Below are 18,728 nucleotides of genomic sequence, written 5' to 3' on the forward strand. Positions count from 1 at the left end.
GTGGGCTGGTGTTACATCCGGAAGACGCCGTAGCCGCGGGCGCCCTCGACCGGGCCGCTGTGGATCGCGGAGAGGCAGACGCCGAGCACGGTGCGGGTGTCGCGGGGGTCGATCACCCCGTCGTCGTAGAGCCGGCCGGAGAGGAACGCGGGCAGCGACTCGGCCTCGATCTGCTGCTCGACCATGGCGCGGACGGCGGCGTCGGCGTCCTCGTCGTAGGGCAGGCCCTTGGCGGCGGCGGACTGGCGGGCCACGATCGAGAGCACGCCGGCCAGTTGCTGCGGGCCCATCACGGCGGACTTGGCGCTGGGCCAGGCGAACAGGAAGCGCGGGTCGTAGGCGCGTCCGCACATGCCGTAGTGGCCGGCGCCGTAGGAGGCGCCCATCAGCACCGAGATGTGCGGGACGGTGCTGTTCGACACCGCGTTGATCATCATCGCGCCGTGCTTGATGATGCCGCCCTGCTCGTAGTCCCGGCCGACCATGTAGCCGGTGGTGTTGTGCAGGAACAGCAGCGGCCGGTCGCGCCGGTTCGCGAGTTGGATGAACTGGGCGGCCTTCTGCGACTCCTGGCTGAACAGCACGCCCTGCGCGTTGGCCAGGATGCCGACCGGGTAGCCGTGGACGGTGGCCCAGCCGGTGGCCAGGCTGCTGCCGTACAGCGGTTTGAACTCGTCGAAGTCGGAGCCGTCGACGATCCGGGCGATCACCTCGCGCGGGTCGAACGGCGCCTTCAGGTCGCCGGGGACGACGCCCAGCAGTTCGTCCTCGTCGTACTTCGGCGGCAGGTGCCGACTGTCGGGCCCGGGGCCGGACTTGCGCCAGTGCAGGCGGTGGACGGTGCGGCGGGCCAGGCGCAGCGCGTCGGGTTCGTCGAGGGCGAGCTGGTCGGCCAGGCCGGAGGTGCGGGCGTGCATCTCGGCGCCGCCGAGGGATTCGTCGTCGGCCTCCTCGCCGGTGGCCATCTTGACCAGCGGCGGGCCGCCGAGGAAGACCTTGGCCCGCTCCTTGACCATGATCACGTGGTCGGACATGCCGGGCACGTACGCGCCGCCGGCCGTGGAGTTGCCGAACACGACGGCCACGGTGGGGATTCCGGCGGCCGAGAGGCGGGTGAGGTCGCGGAAGAGGGCGCCGCCCGGGATGAAGATCTCCTTCTGGCTGGGCAGGTCCGCTCCGCCCGACTCGACCAGGTTGACCAGCGGGAGGCGGTTGCGCAGCGCGATCTCGTTGGCGCGCAGGGCCTTGCGGAGCGTCCACGGGTTGGACGAACCGCCGCGCATGGTGGGGTCGTTGGCGGTGATCACGCACTCGGCGCCCTCGATCACGCCGATCCCGGTGACCAGCGACGCGCCGACCGGGTAGTCGCTGCCCCAGGCGGCCAGCGGCGACAGTTCGAGGAACGGCGAGTCCGGGTCGATCAGCAGCTCGATCCGTTCGCGGGCCAGCAGTTTGCCCCGACTGCGGTGCCGTTCCACGTACTTGGGGCCGCCGCCGGCCAGTGCCCCGGCGTGCTCGGCGTCCAGCGCGGCGAGTTTCTCCAGCATGGCGGCGCGGTCGGCGGTGTACGCGGGCCCGCTGGTGTCCAGCCGGGTGGGCAGTACGGTCACAGCAGTGCCTCCGGGATGTCGAGGTGCCGGGAGCGCAGCCACTCCCCCAGCGCTTTGGCCTGCGGGTCGAACCGGGCCTGGGCGGCGACGCCTTCGCCGAGCAGGCCGCGGAGGGTGAAGTTCACCGCGCGGAGGTTCGGCAGCAGGTGCCGCTCGATGGTCAACTCCGCTGTTTCCGGCAGGAGTTCGCGGATGTTTTCGACGGTGAGGGTGTGCGCGAGCCAGCGCCAGCCGGCGTCGTTGCGGGCCCACACGCCGAGGTTGGCGTCGCCGCCCTTGTCGCCGCTGCGGGCGCCGGCGACCAGTCCGAGCGGGGCGCGGCGGGTCGGCCCCGGGCCGGGCTCGTTCGGCAACTGCGGTTGTTCCTGCGCGGATTGGGCCCCGGGGCGGGGTGCGGGGTGGGGTGCCGGACGGACGGTGACGGTGACGGTTTCGCCGCCGGGCAGGTGGGCCAGTTGCTCGACCTCCTTGGCGTCCAACTCCCGTGCCTCGAACACCCCGTAGGGTGCGGCCGGGGCGGGCGGCGCGGTCAGGTGGAAGCCGGGGTAGCCGGCCAGGCCGAGTTCGACGGCAGCGGCGGTGAGGGCGCGGCCGACCCTGGCCTCCCCCGGGTCGCGGGCGGCGAGGCGGAGCAGCGCGCTGGCCCGTTCCTCGGTGTCGGCGTCCTCGTGGTCGGTGCGGGCCAGCGTCCAGCGCAGCTCGGCCGGCGGGTCGGTCAGCGCCTGCGTCAACTGCCGTTGCACGAGTGCCGCTTTGGCCTCGATGTCGAGTCCGGTGAGGACGAACACCAGCTCGTTGCGGTAGCCGCCGAGCCGGTTCAGCCCGACCTTGAGGGTGGCGGGCGGGGCCTCGCCGCGCACTCCGTCGATCCGTACCCGGTCCGGTCCGTCCGGGGTGAGCGTCACGGTGTCCAGGCGGGCGGTGACGTCGGGGCCGAGGTAGCGCGGTCCGGCTGTCTCGTACAGGAGTTGGGCGGTGACGGTCTCCACGGTCACCGCTCCGCCGGTGCCCGGGTGCTTGGTGATCACGCTGCTGCCGTCGGCGTGGAGTTCGGCGAGCGGGAAGCCGGGGCGGTCGAGGCTCCCGGCCGCGTGTTCGGCGAAGAAGGCGTAGTTCCCGCCGGTGGCCTGTGCCCCGCACTCCAGCACGTGGCCCGCGACCACCGCGCCGGCCAGCGCGTCCAGGTCGTCGGGCGTCCAGCCGTAGTGCGCGATGCCCGGTCCGGCCACCAGCGCGGCGTCGGTCACCCGGCCGGTCACCACCACGTCGGCGCCGCCGCGCAGGCACTCGGCGATGCCGAACGCGCCCAGGTAGGCGTTGGCGGCGAGCAGCGGGCGGCGCGGGTCCTCCCCGGTCCAGCCGAACTCCTGGGCGCGGGGCAGTAGTTCGTCGCCGGTGACGTGCCCGATCCGGGCCCGGACGCCCTGCCGGTCGGCGAGCTCGCCGAGCGCCTCGGCGAGCCGCTCCGGGTTCAGGCCGCCCGCGTTGACGACGATCCGCACGCCCCGGTCGAGTGCTTCCGCGAGGCACTCCTCGGCCTGCCGCAGGAACGTCCGCGCGTAGCCGAGCCCCGGGTCGCGCAGCCGGTCGCGGGCCAGGATCAGCATCGTCAGCTCGGCCAGGTAGTCGCCGGTGAGGACGTCCAGCGGGCCGCCGGTCAGCATCTCCCGGAACGCCGCGAACCTGTCCCCGTAGAACCCCGAAGCATTGCCGATCCGCAACACGGCGCACCTCCTCGACTCCCGCTCGAAGAACAGTCGTTCGGCCGGATCGGCGAGCCCTCCGCCGATCCGGTCGGGACCGAGCGTGGCACCGTCCCGCCGACAAATCAAGCACGCGTGCTTGTTTCTTGCCGAACCCGGCACCGGCCCGGCCGGCTCGCCCCGTCCCGCCCCGCCTCGCCCCGCCGCTGTCCCCCGAACCGGTGATCTTCCGGCGTTTCCGCGCCGGCCTCGGGGTTTGTTCGCGAGCATGCGTGCGACTGATCCACTTCTCTCCGCCCAGGAGCACCGGCATGGCCCCCACCGAGTTCGCCACCTCGGGCCACAGCGTTCCGAACCACTGGTTCCGCCTCGACCTCGGCGGTCACGGCAGGGCCGACGGCTTCTTCGCCTCGGCCCTGGGCCTGGCCTTCGACGCCGAGGACGTCCGGTACCGCGCACCCGGTCGCCGGCGGTCCGCGACCATCAGCCTGCGCAAGGGCGTCGCCCCGAAGGACGGCCCGCTGTTCAGCTGGCTCCACGAGGCCAGCCGGAACCGGGTCGAGCGGAAGGACTGCCGGGTCTCCCTCACGGACGGCAGCGGCGAGACCCTGCTCGCCACCTGGACCATCACCGACGCCGTCCCGGTGCGACTGGGCCGGCGGGACGTCGACGACGCGACCGGGGAGGGCACGATCGAGGACCTGATGCTCGTCACCGACCGGCTCGCGGTCGAATTCCACTGACGGACGCGCGCTGCGTCGACCGCCCTTCCGTCAACCGACATTGACGTTCCGTCGGCGACGCGCGGGAAATCCGATCGCCGCCGAACGGCCTCGGGCATGCTGAGGCTGCTGCTCGACCCACCCCCCTGAAGGAGAAGGAAATGTCGAACATCCCTGCCGATCTGCGCTTCGCCGAGTCGCACGAGTGGGCGCGCCTGGAGGGCGACGGGACGGTCTCGGTCGGAATCAGCGATCACGCCCAGAAGGCGCTCGGCGACGTGGTGTTCGTGGAGCTGCCGGAGGTCGGCAAGGTCTTCACGGCCGGCGGCGCGGCCGGCGTGGTCGAGTCGGTCAAGGCCGCGTCGGACATCTACTCGCCGGTCGGCGGCAAGGTGGTCGCCGTGAACGAGGAACTGGCCGACAGCCCGGAGCTGCTCAACGAGGAGCCCTACGACGCCTGGATCTTCAAGCTCCAGCCGTCCGAGAAGTCCGAGCTCAAGGAGCTGCTGGACGCCGCGGGCTACCGGGCGGCCATCGGCGAGTGAGGCCCTGCGGCCACCGGGATCCGGAACGGGATCGGCCGAATATCGGCCCCGGCCGGTCGCTCCGGCGGTGGCCGAAGACCGCGGCGGCGGACCGAACGGCCGCTCCCCCGCGGGAAGTCCCGGGGGCGGTTCCTCCGTGTGCGCCGGGGTCGGCCAGACTCTTCGTCATGGCGGACGATCTGACCGTACGCGCGGCCCGGCCCGGCGACGCGCGGGTGCTGGCGGAACTGCGCTGGGCGTTCAAGCACGAGGACCACGACGGGTCGCCGGCGGCCGGCGCCCGGCCGGTGGAGCAGGCCGAGCGGTGGCTGCGCGACCGGCTCGGCGGCGGGCGGTGGCCCGCCTGGGTGGTGGAGCACGACGGCGAGGTCTGCGGGCACGTGTTCCTGCACCTGGTGGAGCGGGTGCCGGAGCCGTACGCGGACAACGACCCGCTCGGGTACGTCACCAACTTCTACGTCACGCCGCCGCACCGGAACCGGGGCGCGGGCGCGGCGCTGCTGGCGGCTGTCCGGCGGTACGCGGAGGCCGAGGGCCTCGACACGCTGATCGTCTGGCCGTCCGAACGCAGCGCCCCGCTCTACCGGCGCTCCGGATTCCGGCCGCCCGAGGAGCTGTTGGAGCTTCCGGTCGCCCCGTGACGGCCCTGGGGTACCTTGATCGGATGACCACGGACACGACCTCCGCACCCCTCGTCCTCGACCACGACCCGGCGTGGGCGGAGCGCGGCCGCGCCCTCGCGGACGAGCTCCGCGCGGACCTCGCGCCGCTGGCGCTGCACGTCGAGCACATCGGCAGCACGGCGATCCCCGGCATGGCCGCGAAGCCGGTCCTGGACCTGCAGATCACCGTCGCGGACCTGCCCGGGGCGGAGCGCGCGTTCGACCGGGTGCTGGCCGAGAAGGGCTTCCAGCGCCTCCCGCACCGGTACGACCATGTGCCCGCGGGCATCGAGGACGACCCCGAGCGGTGGACGAAGCGGTTCTGGCGGCGACGCGGACACCCCGGCGCGGACTGCAACCTGCACGTCCGCCTTCTCGGCTCGCCGAACGAGCGGCTCGCGCTGCTCTTCCGCGACTGGTTCCGCGCCCACCCCGAGGCGGTGCCGGCGTACGCGCGGTTCAAGTCCGTGCTGGCGGGCGTCGTCCACGACGTCGACACCTACGCCGACGTCAAGGACCCGGTCGTCGACCTCGTCGTCACCGTCGCCGAGCCCTGGGCGGCGTCGAGCGGCTGGACGCCGCACGCCGAGGCCGAATGACGGGACCGGGTGACGGGACCGGGTGACGGGGCCGGGTGACGGGGCCGGTCAGTCGAGGCAGAACTCGTTGCCCTCGACGTCCTGCATGTTCTGGCAGGACTCGTTGTGCTCGTCCGCCAGCAGCAGCTGACCGCGCGTCGCACCGAGCGCGACCAGGCGGGCGCACTCGGCCTCCAGCACGGCGAGGCGCTCCTGGCCGACCAGGCCGGTGCCGATCCGGACGTCGAGGTGCACGCGGTTCTTGACGACCTTGCCCTCGGGGACGCGCTGGAAGTACATCCGCGGGCCGACGCCCTCGGGGTCGCTCGCCACGAACCAGGAGCCGCGCTGCTCGGCGGGCTGCGCCGCGGTGTACGCCTCCCAGCTGTCGAACCCGTCCGGCGTCTGCGGCGGGACGTACCCGAGCGCCTCGCACCAGAAGCGGCCGACACGCTCCGGATCGGCGCAGTCGAAGGTGATCTGGAACTTCTTGACCGATGGCATCGCGCCACCATAGCAAAGGTGGATCTTGCCCTCGATTGCTTTTCGACGGCGGCCAGTTGACGAAGCAGCGGCCGCAGTCCGCGACCCGTTGTCGGCGGCGGGTGCCATGCTCCGGGCCATGGGTGTGCTGTTCGGCTACTTCGCCGCTGCTGACGACGACGACGCGCTGGGCGCGATCGTCCGGGACGACGACGAGCCCTTCGGGGCGGGGTACGACGGGACGGAGGTGAAGGGCATCGACCCGATCGTCACACTCGGGCCGGCCGAGGAGCTGCTGACGGGGCGCTCGGACGCGGAGCTCCGGGCGGACCGGCGGCGCGGGGCGCTGGTCGGGATGATCGAGGACGGCGAGGTGGTGGTGCTGGCGCTGTCGGACGTCTTCCGGGACGCGCTGGCGCGGCGCGGCGACGAAGCGCTGCGCGAGGTCGCCGAACGCTGGGCGGCAGCCGAGGAGGCCTTCCACGGCCCGGCCGATCCGGACGAACTCGCCCGGTTCCTCGGCGAGTTGGCCGCGATCGCGGTCCGCTCGACGGCCCGGGGCGCCCACCTGTACTGCTGGGTCTGCCCGTAGCGCGTTGTAGGGTCGGCCGGATGACGGTCGATGCGGTGCTGCGCGGCACGCTCGCCCTGCCGGGCGGGCGGGAGCTGGTGCACGGGTTCGGGTTCGAGGGGCGCGCCGGTTCGCGCCGGGCGCTGCTGCGGGACGGGGCGCGGCTGGCCGTGTTCGACCTGGACGCGGTCGCCGGCGGGCCCCCGGAGGCGACGTTCCCGCTGCCGTGGCCGGGCTGGTCGGGCGGCGTGCACTCGGTGGGCCCGGACGGCTCGTTCGCGGTGTTCTCCGGGCAGCGCGCGGTGCGGGCCGTGAACCGTGACGGCACGACCCGCTGGGAGTTCCGGCACAGCTGCTGGGGGCCGGAACCGGGCCATCCGCACAGCGGGGACGAGCAGCAGGTGTGCGAGGGCTCCGAGCACGGCTCCTGCCGGGTCGCGGACGACGGCCGGACGGTGTGGGCGCACATCCCGGTGACCGGCCCGGGCGAGGACGACTACGCCGAGGCGTGGGTGGTGCTGGACGCCGCCGACGGCCGGGAGCTGGCCCGGCTGCCGCTGCCGGAGTCCTTCGCGGCGGGCTCGCACCAGCTCTCGCACCCGGGCACCGGCCACGTCGGGCTGTGCGTGGGCATGGGCCAGGACGGCATCGGCCTGTACTGGGCGCGCTGGGATGGCGCACGGCTGCACGACGTCCGCGCGGAGGCGGTCGGCGAGCGCATCCTGACCGGCGTCCACCCGGAGCGGCCCGTGTACCTGACGGTGCAGCACGACGGCTGGGACGTCCAACTGCACGCCCTGGACGGCACGTTGCTCGCCGAGGGCACGCCGCCGCCCACCGCCGACCCGGACCGCCCGGCCCGCTGGGACTGGCCGTGCGGCTTCGTCGACCCGCGCACCGTCCTCGCCTCCACCCTCGACTGCGACGACGACCGGGGCGCCCACTGGCTGCTCGACGCCGCCACCCTCGCCCCGCGCCACCGCGTCGCCTACCCGACGGGCCGCACCCCCGGCCACGCCCAACCGCTCGGCGACGGCACCTGGCTGACCTTCGACGCCCCGACCGGAACGCTCCACCGCTGGTCGGCGGCCGCCGACTGAGGGACGTGTCGGTGGGGTGCGCCATGCTCCGGCCATGCTTCTGATGACGACCGAGCGCGGCCTGTCGCTGCGCGACCCCGGGCGCTACCAGGTGGAGTACCGCGACGGCGTCCCGTCCGAGCACTACCAGGCCTTCACGAACGACCCGGCGGCCGTCGTCGGGGCGCTGGTCGGCTGGGCGGCGGGCCTGACGGCGTGGCGTCGGACCTTCGACCGGGTGCGGCTGTTCGCCGACTGATCGCCGGGGCGGTCAGAGCAGCCAGAGGCCGAAGCCGGCGACGACGATGCCGGCGGCGATCAGCAGCGGGCCCAGGAGGTGGTCGCGGGGGCGGTCGGTGCCGGGGCGGATGCGGATGGTGGAGGCCAGGCCGGCGCCGAAGAGCAGGACACCGAGCGGGGTCAGGATCACCCACAGCGCAGGCGCGAGAGTGTGGCCGGAGATCATCGGGCCGTCGGCCGGGCGGCGGGTCGGGGGCGCTCGCCGGGCGCAGACGGGGGGTTGGGTGCGGCCATGGTGGGGTCCTCCTGCGGTGTTCCGCACGACGCTACCTCCGCCCGCAACAAGACTCCGCCACGGATTGGCAAAGCCTTCGCCGCATCCCTCGGGGACCCGGCCCGGCTGCGGTTCTTGACGGTGGGTCAGCTCCGGTACGCGGGCCGACCGGCGGCGACGCGGGGCGTCCGGCTCCCAGCGAACGCCCAGGAAACTCCCCGGCCGCTCGGAGGGGGGTTCCGGGGCGGTTGCGCGGGCGGTGAGGAGAACGCGCCGAGCGCGCGGCGGTCTCGCGGAGGTCCTGCGGAAACGCCCCGGCCCCGGTCCGGCGCCACCTTGCCGGACCGGGGCCGGGTGCCCCGCATGGGTGAAGACCGGCGTTCAGCCGACCGGGACGGAGGGCGGCGTCACGGCGACGGCCACGGCGTCCTGCTTCGCGGCGCGGGTCGCGGCGCGGCGGGCGATCAGCCGGTTGACGAGGGTGACCAGCGCCCAGGCGTAGGCCCAGCCGACCAGCACGTCGATGATGAAATGCTCGCCGCCGTAGACCAGGGTGAAGCCCATCGCCACGGGGTACGCGGCCAGCACCGCCCGCAGGGTGCGGCCGGCCCGGGGCCAGAACACCAGGGCGATCATCATCGGGTAGGCGGAGTGCAGCGAGGGCATCGCGGCGACGTCGTTGGCGAACCGGCTGCCGTTCTCGAAGATGGTGCCGGCCCGGTGCAGGCCGCTGTTCTCCAGCACGGCGTTCACTATCCGGTCGACGGCCGGCAGGTGGTTCTCGATCGCGGCCAGCCACGGCGGGTCGGCCGGGTACAGCACGTAGGTGAGGAAGCCGGCGAAGGTGATCGCCAGGTAGCAGGCGAGGAAGTGCCGGAAGCGGGCGTGGTTGCGCTTCCAGAGCACGGCGAGGATCCCGAACACCGCGAAGAAGTGCGACATGTAGACCACGACGATCGCGTAGTCGTACCACTGTGGCTGTCCGGGGTGGTACAGCAGGTGCTGGAGGCGCACCGTCCAGGTCTCGCCGAAGCCGAGGACCTTGTCGAAGGCGATCTGCGGGGCGTAGTGCGGCCGCCACGGGGTGTGCGCCCCGTAGCCTCTGAGCAGCGAGTACGCCCAGACGACGGCCATCACCGGCACCCAGTCGCGCAGCACATGCAGCCAGCCCTTGCGGCCTCCGCTGTGCACGGACGCGGCGACCAGTGCGGCGATCAGCCAGAGGAAGACCACGTCGTTGGCGTAGGGCAGTCCGTAGACCGCGAGGTAGCGCCAGAAGGCGAGGGCGAACAGCGGCCAGGCGAGGTGCCTGGGGCGGAGCCGGGCCAGCAGGTGGACCACCAACGATCGTGACCGGGCTGCCAGGTGGGACGAGTCGATCATGCGTCACGAAGCTAGCAAGACCGTCTTTGAGAAACCTCGTGCCGCGCGCCCTGGCTCCCAGTGAATTCCCAGACGGCACACGGACGGGCCCCCGGATCGTCTCACCCGATCCGGGGGCCCGTGGACCGCGCGTGCCGGTTCAGTCGAGCGGGGCGGATCCGCCGATCGCGATCCGCGCGTAGCGGGTGCCGGCCTCCTCGCCGAGCCAGCCGTCGAAGTTGGCCATGCCGATCTCGCTCAGGTTGGCGTCGTGGATCGGGAAGGTCCGTTCGGGCCGGACGGCGCGCACCATCTCGATCGCCCCGCGCATCGTCATCCACGGCCCGGAGGCGGGCAGCAGCAGGGCGCGCACCTCCTCGTCCGGGACGTGCAGGGAGTCGCCCGGGTGGTAGACGCCCTCGACCAGGTAGCCGAGGTTCGGGCAGTCGGGGTGGTTGTCGATGACCTGGGCGTGCCGGCCGCCGACGGCGCGGACCGCGAAGCCGCCCGCCTCGAACTGCTCCCCCACCGTCAACGGCCGTACGCCGTCGCCCAGTTCGTCCGCGACGTCCTGCGGCGCGAACACCTGGAGCGCCGGGGCGGCCTTCCGGGCCGCCGCGAGCAGGTCGTCGTCCAGGTGGTCGGCGTGCCCGTGGGTGATCAGCACCGCGCGGACGCCTTCGAACGCCTCCGGCGCCGTCCAGCAGCCCGGGTCGATCAGCACGGACTTCTCGCCGTCCTCGATCCGGACGCACGCGTGGGCATACTTCGTCAGCAGCATCCGGTCAACGTACCGGCCGCCGCCGGGCCGCCGCCTCCCGTTTTCCGCACCGCCCCGGACGCGCCTCGCCCCTGACGCTTCGTCGGTGCCAGGGGCGATCACGGCGGTCAGCCCGTGACGGCTTCGCGCAGACGCTTCTTGTCCGGCTTGCCGACGGGCGTCAGCGGGATCTCGTCGACCAGGTGCAGCGCCTCGGGCGCGAAGATCCGGCCCTTCCGCTCGGTGACGAACGCCCGGAGCTCGTCCAGGTGCGGCTGCCGGCCGGCGGCGGGGACGACGGCGACGTGCACGTGCTCGGTCTCCTGGTCGTCGCGGACGCCGAAGACCGCGCAGCGGGCCACCGTCGGGTGGGTCACCAGCAGGTCTTCCACCTCGGAGGGGTAGACGTGGCCGCCGACCACGATGATCAGGTCCTTGGCCCGGTCGGAGAGGTACAGGTACCCGTCCTCGTCGAAGTAGCCGACGTCGCCGGTGTTCAGCCAGCCGTCCTGGATCACCTTGGCGGTCAGTTCCGGCTGCTTCCAGTACCCGGCCATGATCGCGTCGGAGCGCAGGTGGATCTCGCCCTGCTCGCCGGTCGGCACCTCCTTGCCGTCGAGGCCGCGGATCACCACCTCGACGTTCGGGACGGGCCTGCCGACCGGGACCTGCCCGCCGCTGCCGATCCGGGCGTGCTCCGGGGGCGTCAGCACGGAGATCATCTGCGCCTCCGACATCCCGTAGACGCCGACCAGCACCGGCCCGAACACCTTCATCGCCTCCCGGATCCGGGTCGGCGAGGCGGCGCTGCCCCCGTAGATGATCTGCCGCACGCTGGACAGGTCGGTGCGGGCGAGCGCCGGGTGGTCGAGCAGTTGGTGGAGCAGCGCCGGCAGCACCCAGAACTCGGTGATGCGTTCGCGTTCGACGGCCGACAGCACGGCGCCGGGCTCGAAGGAACGCAGCAGGACCACCAGACCGCCGTGGTACAGGACCAGGTCGGAGAAGACCCCGGCGAGGTGCGCCAGCGGGGTGGCGGCCAGCAGGCGGGGCGCCTCCTCGTTGCCGACCGGGTCGTCGAAGATCAGCCGGTACGTCCCGTGCCGGGTGAGGATGCCCTTCGGGATGCCGGTGGTGCCGCCGGTGTGCCGGATGCTGATGTCGTCGTCCGGCCCGATCCGGACGTCCGGCGGCTCGGCGGGCCGGTGCGCGGACGCGGCGATCACGTCCTCCCCGAGCGTCCCGTCGCCGTCCGGCCCGGGGCCCAGGGTCAGGACCGTCGGCACCTCGACGTACCGCAGCAACTCCGGTGCGCCGGCGTACCGTTCGGCGTCCACCAGTATCACCGCCGTGTCGACGCTCGACACGATCTCGGCCAGCACCGGCGCGCTCATCCCGTCGTACAGGTTCACCACCCGGGCGCCCGCGAGGCCTGCCGCGTACCGGGCGCTCAGCGCCTCGGGCGTGTTCCCCGTCATCAGCGTCACGGTGGAGCCGACGGTGACGCCGCGGGCGACCAGCTCGTGCGCGAGGCGGTAGGTCGCGGCGGCGAACTCCCCCGCGGTGATGCCGACGCCGTCGGCGTCGACGATGGCCCGCCGATCGGGGTCGGCGGCAAGAGACCGGAGGACGAGCGCGGGCCCGCTGACGAACTCCCCGTCAGACATGGCTACTTCTTCATTCCGTTGGGCAACCATGGCCACAGGCTAACCCCGCACAACGGCTCCGCCGGGGAGCGGCCACGAGCAAATGGCGCGAACGTTCCGCTGCCGGGCTCGAAAGCAGGGAGAGCACCCTCGGGGGCGCGCGCGGGTGCGAACCGGGGCGTCAGCCCGGGGCGGTGGTGGTCGGGGGCCAGCTGGTGACGTCGAGTTTGACCAGGCCGAGGTCGTACGGGATGTCGGTGATCCGGACGGCGATCACGGCGCCCTTGCTGCTGGTGAGGCAGAGGGTGGCGCCGGCGCGGATGCCCTTGGCGTCGTTGGCGGGGCGTTCGGCGGCGGTGGCGTAGCGGAAGCTCTTGATGGTGCCCGCGCGGGCGGCTTCGCGGCAGGTGGCCTCGGTGAGGTCGGCCCCGGCCGGGAGGACGGCGGCGAGGTTGCCGAGGACGAGGGTGGGGGCGGGGTGGTCGTGGACGACGATCTCGTAGGACTTCTGGTCGGCGTCGGTCATGGCGTTCCAGTCCTCGTCGCTGACCAGGGTGGAGATCGGCTTGTCGTTCGGGGCGTCCAGGTCGATCAGTTCGTAGCCGCCGCTGACCACGTCGATCTGGAGCGGGACGGTGCGCGGTGCCCGGACGCTCGGGCCGGGCTCGGCGGACGGCGAGGGCACCGGCGAAGGCGACGGTGACGGCGGTACGGACGGTGGCGCGGGCGGCGAGGGCGTGGCGGGCGGGGCCTGGCTGGTGCGGACGGCGTCGACGGACTTGGCGCCGATGGGCAGGGCCGTGATGATGCCGGCCGCGTTCATGGCGAGGACGGTGATCGTGGCGACCGTCCCGACGATGGAGAGCGAGAGCAGGATGGCGCGGCGGGTCGCCGGGGTGTCCGGGGCCTCCCAGGAGACGCCTTCGCGGGAGGCGTGGAACGTCACCCGGTCCGGCGCGTGGCCCTCGTCGTGGTGCGGGCCGTCCGGGTGCTCCCCTTCGTGCGGCGGGGGCCCGGGCTCGGGTGCGGTCACGGTGGCTCTCCATGCGGTCAGATCTCGTTCGCCACCGTACCGTTGGCCCGGGCCGCCGCCGGTCCGGGCGGACCGGCGGCCGCGGCTGCCGGGCAGCTGATCAGCGGCTTCGCTGCTGGGCGCATGCCCCGTACCGGCACAAGCGGAACTGATCCTTTCGGGGTGCGCACCGATCGAGTGAATCGCTCGTTCGAGCGACCGGCCGCGGGGAGAGCCCGACGGCAGGTCAGATCGCGGACTCGATGCGTTCCACGATCAGTTCGCACAGTTCGTGGGTGCGCAGCGCGTCCGCGGCGTCGAGGGTCTTGCCGGCCCGCAGGGCGTCCAGGAAGTGCAGCACGACCTGTTCGATGCCGCGCTGCCTGGCGACCGGCACCCAGTCGCCGCGGCGGCGGACGGTGGGCTGGCCCTTGTGGTCGACGACCTCGGCGAGGTTGTGGACCTCGCGCTTGGAGTCGGCGCCGGACACTTCGAGGATCTCCTCGGTGGAGCCGGACACCCGGTTCATCAGGCCGAGCGCGGTGAAGCCCTCCCCGGCGAGGGTGAGCACGACGTGCTCGACCAGCCCGTCGCGGGTGCGGGAGCGGACGTCCACGTGCTCGATCTCGCCGGGGGCCAGGAAGCGCAGGGTGTCGACGACGTGGATGAAGTCGTCGTACACCAGGGTGCGGGCCTGCTCGGGCAGGCCCTCGCGGTGCTTCTGCAGCACGATCAGGTCGCGGGGCCGTTCGGCGGCCAGCAGGTAGCCGGGCGCGTGCCGCCGGTTGAAGCCGACCATCAGCGAACGGCCGGTGCTCGCGGCGAGTTCGACCAGGCGGCGTGCGCCGTCCAGGTCGTAGGCGAGCGGCTTGTCGACGTACACGTCCACGCCCCGGGTGAGCAGCTTCTCCACGATCGGGACGTGCTGCTCGGTGGCGGCGTGCACGAACGCGGCCCGGATGCCGGAGTCGATCAGCTCGTCGAGGTCGGTGGTGCGGAACGGGATCCGGTAGGAGTCCGCGATCCGGTCCAGCTTGGCCCGGTCCCGCGTCATCAGCCGCAGGTCCAGGCCGGGTTGGGCGGTCAGGACCGGCAGGTACGCCTTCTGCGCGATGTCTCCGAGCCCGATGACGCCGATCGGAAGCGCGGTGCGGTCGGACTCGAAATCGCTCATCGGTGCTCTCCTGCGAGGTGGGTGACGGCCGGCGCGGGCCACCGGGCAGCATATGCCAGGGCCCGCGCCGGACAGTCGGGACGCAGGGGCCGCACGACCGCACGACGGACCGTGCCCCGTGCCGGCCCTACTCCGACATACCCACCATCCGGCGGAAGTCAGCGACGGCGTCCGGCAGTTGACCCGCGTAGCCGCCCTGGGCGAGGCGCAGCACGAAGTCGACCGCCGCGTCGGGGTGCGGGTCGGTGTAGGGCTGCTGGTTGTAGTCGAGGAACAGCAGCATCGACTCGAAGGCGGTGCGTTTGTTCCGGTCCGTCATGGGGTGGTTGCGGGACAGGGACTCACCGAGCGCGACCGCCTTGGTCCACACGTCGGGGTACGCGTCGGCGCCGAACACCGAGGCGCGTGGGCGGCCCAGCGCGGACTGCAGCAACGAGTGCTCACGGACGGTGGCGACCTCGCCCAGCAGGTACGCGATGTCGTCCTCGTCCAGGAAGTCGGTGAAGCCGTTGAACCGACCGGTCGTCACAGCTCGGCCAGCCTCTCCAGCGTCTCCGCATTGGCCGCGCGTATCCGCGCCACCAGCGCGGCGCGCCGCTCGACACGCCGCTCGACACGCTGCTCGACACGCTGCTCGGCGCGCTGCCGCAGATCCTGCTGTCGGTCCTGTTCCTGCCGGCCCTGCTGGTCGTGCTGCTGCTCCATCGCGGCGCGCCCCCTCCCGGGTCTCCATCGGTTTGGACACCGACGGTAGTGAAGGAGTCACGGCCCGTCCAACGATTTTCCGCGGACGGTCCGTCAGACCGCCTGATAGGCCCGGACGCTGCTGTCGAGGTGCTCGGCGGCCTCCGCGAGGGCGACCAGGACGGGCCGGATCAGCGGGTGGAGTTCCGCTCCGGCCCGGGTCGCGGCGAACACCTTGCGGGTGGCGAGGGCGCTGTCGACGGGCCGGACGGCGACCCGGCCGAGGTCGGTGCCGCGCAGCGCCGAGCGCGGGACGAGGGCGACTCCCGCGCCGGCCGAGGCGAGTGCGGTGACGGCGCTGAAGTCGTCGGAGGAGTGCACCAGGCGGGGCTGGAAGCCGGCGTTCTCGCAGGCGAGCAGCACCACGTCGTGGCAGGGGTTGCCGGGGTAGGGGCCGATCCACGGCTCGGCGGCGAGGTCGGCGACGGCCACGGGGCCGCTGCCGTCGGCGAGCGGGTGGCCGAGCGGGAGGACGGCGTCGAAGGGTTCGGCGTACAGCGGGAGCCGGGTGAGCCGCCGGTCGTCGGGGCGGGGCGCGCCGCGGTACTCGACGGCGACGGCGATGTCGGCGCGGCCGTCGAGCAGCATCGGCAGGCTGGCGTCGCCCTCGGCGTCGAGCGCCTTGACCCGCAGGCCGGGGTCGCTGCCGGCCAGGGCGGCGATCGCGGGGGCGAGGACCATGGCGATGCCGGTGGCGAACGCGGCGACGGTGACTTCGCCGGCGGCGCCGGAGCTGTAGGCGGCGAGGTCGGCCTCGGCGCGTTCCAGTTGGGCGAGGACGGCGTCGGCGTGGCAGACCAGGATCTCGCCGGCGGCGGTGAGGCGGACGCCCCGGCCGTCGCGGACCAGCAGGGTGTGGCCGGTCTCCTGTTCGAGCGCGGCGAGCTGCTGGGAGACCGCGGAGGGGGTGAGGTAGAGCGCGGCCGCCGCGGCGGTCACGGTCCGGTGGTCGGCCACGGCCCGCAGGGTCCGCAGCCGTCGTGCGTCGATCACGACTCAATTCTGCCAGCGCCGCGGGACTGCTCCGTACGGGCGGGTCCGCGCACGCGGGTCCGGGCCGGTCTGGGCGCACAGGTCCGGGCGCACGGGTCCGGGCACGCGCGGGTCCGGGGCCGGTCCGCACGGACGAGAGTGGGCGCGGGGAGCCGGCAGGATGGCTCCCCGCGCCGCGGCGGGCCGCCCCGGGATGGGAAGGTCGGGGCGATCCGTCGGGATGGCGCGGTCGAGGGTGCCCGCGCCAGGCTGTGGCGGCTACTCGCCGAGCGCGGCCCGGGCGTCGATGAACGCGGCGATGGCGCGCTCGACGTCCTCGGTGCTGTGCGCGGCGGACAGCTGGACCCGGATCCGGGCGGCGCCGTGCGGCACCACCGGGTAGGAGAAGCCGATCACGTAGACGCCGCGTTCCAGCAGCAGCTCGGCGAGGCGTCCGGCCTTGGCGGCGTCGCCGACCATGACGGGGGCGATCGCGTGCTCGCCGGGCAGGACCTCGAAGCCCGCCTCGGTCATCTTCGTGCGGAACAGCGCGGTGTTGGCGGCGAGCTTGGCCCGCAGGTCGTCGCTGGTCTCCAGCAGGTCGAGCACGGTGAGCGACGCGGCGGCGATCACCGGGGCGAGCGAGTTGGAGAACAGGTACGGGCGGGAGCGCTGGCGCAGCAGCGCGACGATCTCGCGGCGGGCGGCGACGTAGCCGCCGGACGCGCCGCCGAGGGCCTTGCCGAGGGTGCCGGTGATGATGTCGACGCGGTCCATCACGCCGTGCAGTTCGGGGGTGCCGCGGCCGGTGGGGCCGACGAAGCCGACGGCGTGCGAGTCGTCGACCATGACCATGGCGTTGTAGCGGTCGGCGAGGTCGCAGATCTCGGCGAGCGGCGCGATGTAGCCGTCCATGGAGAACACGCCGTCGGTGACGATCAGGCGGCGGCGGGCGTCCTGGGTGTCCTTGAGCTGCTGCTCCAGGTCGGCCAGGTCACGGTTGGCGTAGCGGTGGCGGCGGGCCTTGCAGAGGCGGATGCCGTCGATGATGGAGGCGTGGTTGAGGGCGTCGGAGATGACGGCGTCGCGCTCGTCGAGCAGGGTCTCGAAGACGCCGCCGTTGGCGTCGAAGCAGGAGGAGTAGAGGATCGTGTCCTCCTGGCCGAGGAACTGGGAGAGGCGCTGCTCCAGTTCCTTGTGCACGTCCTGGGTGCCGCAGATGAAGCGGACGGACGCCATGCCGTAGCCCCAGCGGTCGAGGGCCTCCTTGGCCGCGTCGACCACCTTGGGGTGGTCGGCGAGGCCGAGGTAGTTGTTGGCGCAGAAGTTGAGCACCTGGCCGCCGTTGCCGGAGGTGACGGTGATCTCGGCGGACTGCGGGGTGCCGATGACGCGCTCGGGCTTGAACAGGCCGGCTTCGCGGATCTCGGCGAGGGTGGCGGCGAGGTCGTCGCGGACGGTGTCGAACACGGGTGTGTCGCTCCTAACGAAGGGTCAACTGGCTTGCCGAGCTTGGTGCCTAGAGCGTGGTCCAGTCCAGGATGACCTTGCCGCAGTTGCCGCCGGCGGCCTCGTCGAAAGCGGCTTCGAACTCCTGGACGGGGTGCCGGCCGGTGATCACCGGGCTGAGGTCGAGTCCGCCTTCGAGCAGCACGGACATCGCGTACCAGGTCTCGAACATCTCGCGGCCGTAGATGCCCTTGATGGTGAGCATCGAGGTGACCACGGCGGACCAGTCGACCGGGAACTGGTCGGCGGGCAGGCCGAGCATGGCGATCTTTCCGCCGTGCGTCATGTTGGCGATCATCGACTGCATGGCCTCGGGGCGGCCGGACATCTCCAGGCCGACGTCGAAGCCCTCGCGCAGGCCGAGCTGGTGCTGGCCGTCCTCGATGGTGTGCTGGGAGACGTCCAGGGCGAGCGTGACGCCGACCTTGCGGGCCAGCTCCAGCCGGTACGGGGAGACGTCGGTGATCATCACGTTGCGGGCGCCGGCGTGCTTGGCGACGGCGGCGGCCATGATGCCGATCGGGCCGGCGCCGGTGACCAGGACGTCCTCGCCGACCATCGGGAAGGACAGCGCGGTGTGCACGGCGTTGCCGAACGGGTCGAAGATGGCGGCCACGTCGAGGTCCACGGGGACGCGGTGCACCCAGACGTTGGAGGCGGGCAGCGCGACGTACTCGGCGAACGCGCCGTCCCGGTTGACGCCCAGGCCGATGGTGTTGCGGCACAGGTGGCGACGGCCGGCCAAGCAGTTGCGGCACTTGCCGCAGACCAGGTGGCCCTCGCCGCTGACCAGGTCGCCGACGGTGATGTCGGAGACGGCGGCGCCGATGGCGGCGACCTCGCCGACGAACTCGTGGCCGATGGTCATCGGGGTCTTGATGGTCTGCTGGGCCCAGCCGTCCCACTTGCGGATGTGCAGGTCGGTGCCGCAGATGCCGGTGCGCAGGACCTTGATCAGGACGTCGCCCGGGCCGATCTCCGGCTCCGGGACATCGGTCATCCACAGGCCGGGGGCGGCGTCCAGCTTGACGAGTGCCTTCACTGCGAGGGCTCCTGACGCGAAGTGCGGGTGGTCCTGCGGT

Annotated in this window: 21 protein-coding genes; 7 read left to right on the plus strand and 14 right to left on the minus strand. The window is 72.9% G+C overall.

Annotated features, from left to right (window positions below):
• Window positions 1-11: 11 nt before the first annotated feature.
• Both ACFV4P_RS12800 and ACFV4P_RS12805 read right to left on the minus strand, forming a co-directional pair.
• Window positions 12-1,610, minus strand: a complete 1,599-nt coding sequence (locus tag ACFV4P_RS12800) for an acyl-CoA carboxylase subunit beta (protein WP_380470292.1) — start codon at window positions 1,608-1,610, stop codon at window positions 12-14.
• The gene (locus ACFV4P_RS12805; protein WP_380470756.1) at window positions 1,607-3,274 is read right to left on the minus strand and encodes an acyclic terpene utilization AtuA family protein; all 1,668 of its coding nucleotides are present in this window, start codon (window positions 3,272-3,274) and stop codon (window positions 1,607-1,609) included. The genes ACFV4P_RS12800 and ACFV4P_RS12805 overlap by 4 nt, the downstream gene beginning before the upstream one ends.
• 350 nt (window positions 3,275-3,624) lie before the next feature.
• Here ACFV4P_RS12805 and ACFV4P_RS12810 point away from each other — a divergent pair, with 350 nt between their 5' ends.
• The 4 genes from ACFV4P_RS12810 (at window position 3,625) to ACFV4P_RS12825 (ending at window position 5,841) form a co-directional block, all read left to right on the plus strand.
• Window positions 3,625-4,056 carry a phage tail protein gene (locus ACFV4P_RS12810; protein ID WP_380470294.1) on the plus strand — a complete coding sequence of 144 codons (432 nt, stop codon included), beginning with the start codon at window positions 3,625-3,627 and terminating at the stop codon, window positions 4,054-4,056.
• Window positions 4,057-4,196: 140 nt separating this feature from the next.
• A complete protein-coding gene (gene gcvH, locus ACFV4P_RS12815) occupies window positions 4,197-4,580 on the plus strand; it encodes a glycine cleavage system protein GcvH (protein ID WP_380470296.1) in 384 nt (127 codons plus the stop codon).
• 167 nt (window positions 4,581-4,747) lie between these two features.
• Entirely contained in the window at window positions 4,748-5,221 is a 474-nt protein-coding gene (locus tag ACFV4P_RS12820) for a GNAT family N-acetyltransferase (RefSeq protein ID WP_380470299.1), read from the plus strand.
• A gap of 23 nt (window positions 5,222-5,244) precedes the next feature.
• Window positions 5,245-5,841: a GrpB family protein gene (locus ACFV4P_RS12825; RefSeq protein ID WP_380470301.1), complete on the plus strand. Its 597-nt coding sequence runs from the start codon at window positions 5,245-5,247 to the stop codon at window positions 5,839-5,841.
• 48 nt (window positions 5,842-5,889) lie between these two features.
• Here ACFV4P_RS12825 and ACFV4P_RS12830 read toward each other — a convergent pair whose 3' ends face one another.
• On the minus strand, window positions 5,890-6,324 hold the full coding sequence (locus ACFV4P_RS12830) for a VOC family protein (protein WP_380470303.1): 435 nt from the start codon (window positions 6,322-6,324) through the stop codon (window positions 5,890-5,892).
• A gap of 118 nt (window positions 6,325-6,442) precedes the next feature.
• Here ACFV4P_RS12830 and ACFV4P_RS12835 point away from each other — a divergent pair, with 118 nt between their 5' ends.
• The 3 genes from ACFV4P_RS12835 to ACFV4P_RS12845 are packed head-to-tail and all read left to right on the plus strand — an operon-like array spanning window position 6,443 to window position 8,212.
• Window positions 6,443-6,895 (plus strand): hypothetical protein, encoded by a 453-nt coding sequence (locus ACFV4P_RS12835; RefSeq protein ID WP_380470305.1) that lies wholly within the window; start codon window positions 6,443-6,445, stop codon window positions 6,893-6,895.
• A 20-nt stretch (window positions 6,896-6,915) separates the two neighbouring features.
• Entirely contained in the window at window positions 6,916-7,974 is a 1,059-nt protein-coding gene (locus ACFV4P_RS12840) for a hypothetical protein (RefSeq protein ID WP_380470306.1), read from the plus strand.
• Between the two features lie 34 nt (window positions 7,975-8,008).
• Entirely contained in the window at window positions 8,009-8,212 is a 204-nt protein-coding gene (locus ACFV4P_RS12845; RefSeq protein ID WP_380470308.1) for a hypothetical protein, read from the plus strand.
• 12 nt (window positions 8,213-8,224) lie between these two features.
• On the opposite strand, the gene ACFV4P_RS12850 is transcribed toward ACFV4P_RS12845, so the two are convergent.
• The 11 genes from ACFV4P_RS12850 to tdh all read right to left on the minus strand — a co-directional run bounded on the left by ACFV4P_RS12850 (window position 8,225) and on the right by tdh (window position 18,688).
• Window positions 8,225-8,419: a hypothetical protein gene (locus ACFV4P_RS12850; RefSeq protein ID WP_380470310.1), complete on the minus strand. Its 195-nt coding sequence runs from the start codon at window positions 8,417-8,419 to the stop codon at window positions 8,225-8,227.
• A gap of 429 nt (window positions 8,420-8,848) precedes the next feature.
• Window positions 8,849-9,850, minus strand: a complete 1,002-nt coding sequence (locus ACFV4P_RS12855) for a phosphatase PAP2 family protein (RefSeq protein ID WP_380470311.1) — start codon at window positions 9,848-9,850, stop codon at window positions 8,849-8,851.
• 139 nt (window positions 9,851-9,989) lie between these two features.
• The gene (locus ACFV4P_RS12860; protein WP_380470313.1) at window positions 9,990-10,610 is read right to left on the minus strand and encodes an MBL fold metallo-hydrolase; all 621 of its coding nucleotides are present in this window, start codon (window positions 10,608-10,610) and stop codon (window positions 9,990-9,992) included.
• Window positions 10,611-10,717: 107 nt separating this feature from the next.
• Window positions 10,718-12,256 (minus strand): AMP-binding protein, encoded by a 1,539-nt coding sequence (locus tag ACFV4P_RS12865; protein WP_380470315.1) that lies wholly within the window; start codon window positions 12,254-12,256, stop codon window positions 10,718-10,720.
• A 160-nt stretch (window positions 12,257-12,416) separates the two neighbouring features.
• On the minus strand, window positions 12,417-13,268 hold the full coding sequence (locus ACFV4P_RS12870; protein ID WP_380470317.1) for a hypothetical protein: 852 nt from the start codon (window positions 13,266-13,268) through the stop codon (window positions 12,417-12,419).
• A 226-nt stretch (window positions 13,269-13,494) separates the two neighbouring features.
• On the minus strand, window positions 13,495-14,421 hold the full coding sequence (locus ACFV4P_RS12875; protein ID WP_380470320.1) for a Gfo/Idh/MocA family protein: 927 nt from the start codon (window positions 14,419-14,421) through the stop codon (window positions 13,495-13,497).
• Between the two features lie 127 nt (window positions 14,422-14,548).
• Window positions 14,549-14,950, minus strand: a complete 402-nt coding sequence (locus tag ACFV4P_RS12880) for a type II toxin-antitoxin system death-on-curing family toxin (protein ID WP_380470322.1) — start codon at window positions 14,948-14,950, stop codon at window positions 14,549-14,551.
• A complete protein-coding gene (locus ACFV4P_RS12885; protein WP_380470324.1) occupies window positions 14,947-15,126 on the minus strand; it encodes a hypothetical protein in 180 nt (59 codons plus the stop codon). Before ACFV4P_RS12885 ends, ACFV4P_RS12880 begins: the two co-directional genes overlap by 4 nt.
• 93 nt (window positions 15,127-15,219) lie before the next feature.
• Window positions 15,220-16,158 (minus strand): LysR family transcriptional regulator, encoded by a 939-nt coding sequence (locus ACFV4P_RS12890; RefSeq protein ID WP_380470326.1) that lies wholly within the window; start codon window positions 16,156-16,158, stop codon window positions 15,220-15,222.
• 258 nt (window positions 16,159-16,416) lie between these two features.
• Window positions 16,417-17,607, minus strand: coding sequence for a glycine C-acetyltransferase (locus tag ACFV4P_RS12895; RefSeq protein ID WP_380470328.1), 1,191 nt, complete (start codon window positions 17,605-17,607; stop codon window positions 16,417-16,419).
• Between the two features lie 49 nt (window positions 17,608-17,656).
• Window positions 17,657-18,688, minus strand: a complete 1,032-nt coding sequence (gene tdh / locus ACFV4P_RS12900) for an L-threonine 3-dehydrogenase (RefSeq protein ID WP_380470330.1) — start codon at window positions 18,686-18,688, stop codon at window positions 17,657-17,659.
• Between the last annotated feature and the right edge of the window lie 40 nt (window positions 18,689-18,728).

The sequence above is a fragment of the Kitasatospora sp. NPDC059795 genome (assembly GCF_042732175.1).
In the GTDB taxonomy this organism is placed as follows: domain Bacteria; phylum Actinomycetota; class Actinomycetes; order Streptomycetales; family Streptomycetaceae; genus Kitasatospora.

What these genes read in the sequence shown, in the direction of transcription:
- ACFV4P_RS12885 (WP_380470324.1), bottom strand. Translation starts at nt 15,126, where the DNA reads ATGGAGCAGCAGCACGACCAGCAGGGCCGGCAGGAACAGGACCGACAG.
- ACFV4P_RS12825 (WP_380470301.1), top strand. Translation starts at nt 5,245, where the DNA reads ATGACCACGGACACGACCTCCGCACCCCTCGTCCTCGACCACGACCCG.
- ACFV4P_RS12860 (WP_380470313.1), bottom strand. Translation starts at nt 10,610, where the DNA reads ATGCTGCTGACGAAGTATGCCCACGCGTGCGTCCGGATCGAGGACGGC.
- ACFV4P_RS12810 (WP_380470294.1), top strand. Translation starts at nt 3,625, where the DNA reads ATGGCCCCCACCGAGTTCGCCACCTCGGGCCACAGCGTTCCGAACCAC.
- ACFV4P_RS12855 (WP_380470311.1), bottom strand. Translation starts at nt 9,850, where the DNA reads ATGATCGACTCGTCCCACCTGGCAGCCCGGTCACGATCGTTGGTGGTC.
- ACFV4P_RS12820 (WP_380470299.1), top strand. Translation starts at nt 4,748, where the DNA reads ATGGCGGACGATCTGACCGTACGCGCGGCCCGGCCCGGCGACGCGCGG.
- ACFV4P_RS12835 (WP_380470305.1), top strand. Translation starts at nt 6,443, where the DNA reads ATGGGTGTGCTGTTCGGCTACTTCGCCGCTGCTGACGACGACGACGCG.
- ACFV4P_RS12850 (WP_380470310.1), bottom strand. Translation starts at nt 8,419, where the DNA reads ATGATCTCCGGCCACACTCTCGCGCCTGCGCTGTGGGTGATCCTGACC.
- ACFV4P_RS12875 (WP_380470320.1), bottom strand. Translation starts at nt 14,421, where the DNA reads ATGAGCGATTTCGAGTCCGACCGCACCGCGCTTCCGATCGGCGTCATC.
- ACFV4P_RS12830 (WP_380470303.1), bottom strand. Translation starts at nt 6,324, where the DNA reads ATGCCATCGGTCAAGAAGTTCCAGATCACCTTCGACTGCGCCGATCCG.
- ACFV4P_RS12840 (WP_380470306.1), top strand. Translation starts at nt 6,916, where the DNA reads ATGACGGTCGATGCGGTGCTGCGCGGCACGCTCGCCCTGCCGGGCGGG.
- ACFV4P_RS12865 (WP_380470315.1), bottom strand. Translation starts at nt 12,256, where the DNA reads ATGTCTGACGGGGAGTTCGTCAGCGGGCCCGCGCTCGTCCTCCGGTCT.
- ACFV4P_RS12845 (WP_380470308.1), top strand. Translation starts at nt 8,009, where the DNA reads ATGCTTCTGATGACGACCGAGCGCGGCCTGTCGCTGCGCGACCCCGGG.
- gcvH (WP_380470296.1), top strand. Translation starts at nt 4,197, where the DNA reads ATGTCGAACATCCCTGCCGATCTGCGCTTCGCCGAGTCGCACGAGTGG.
- ACFV4P_RS12805 (WP_380470756.1), bottom strand. Translation starts at nt 3,274, where the DNA reads ATGCTGACCGGCGGCCCGCTGGACGTCCTCACCGGCGACTACCTGGCC.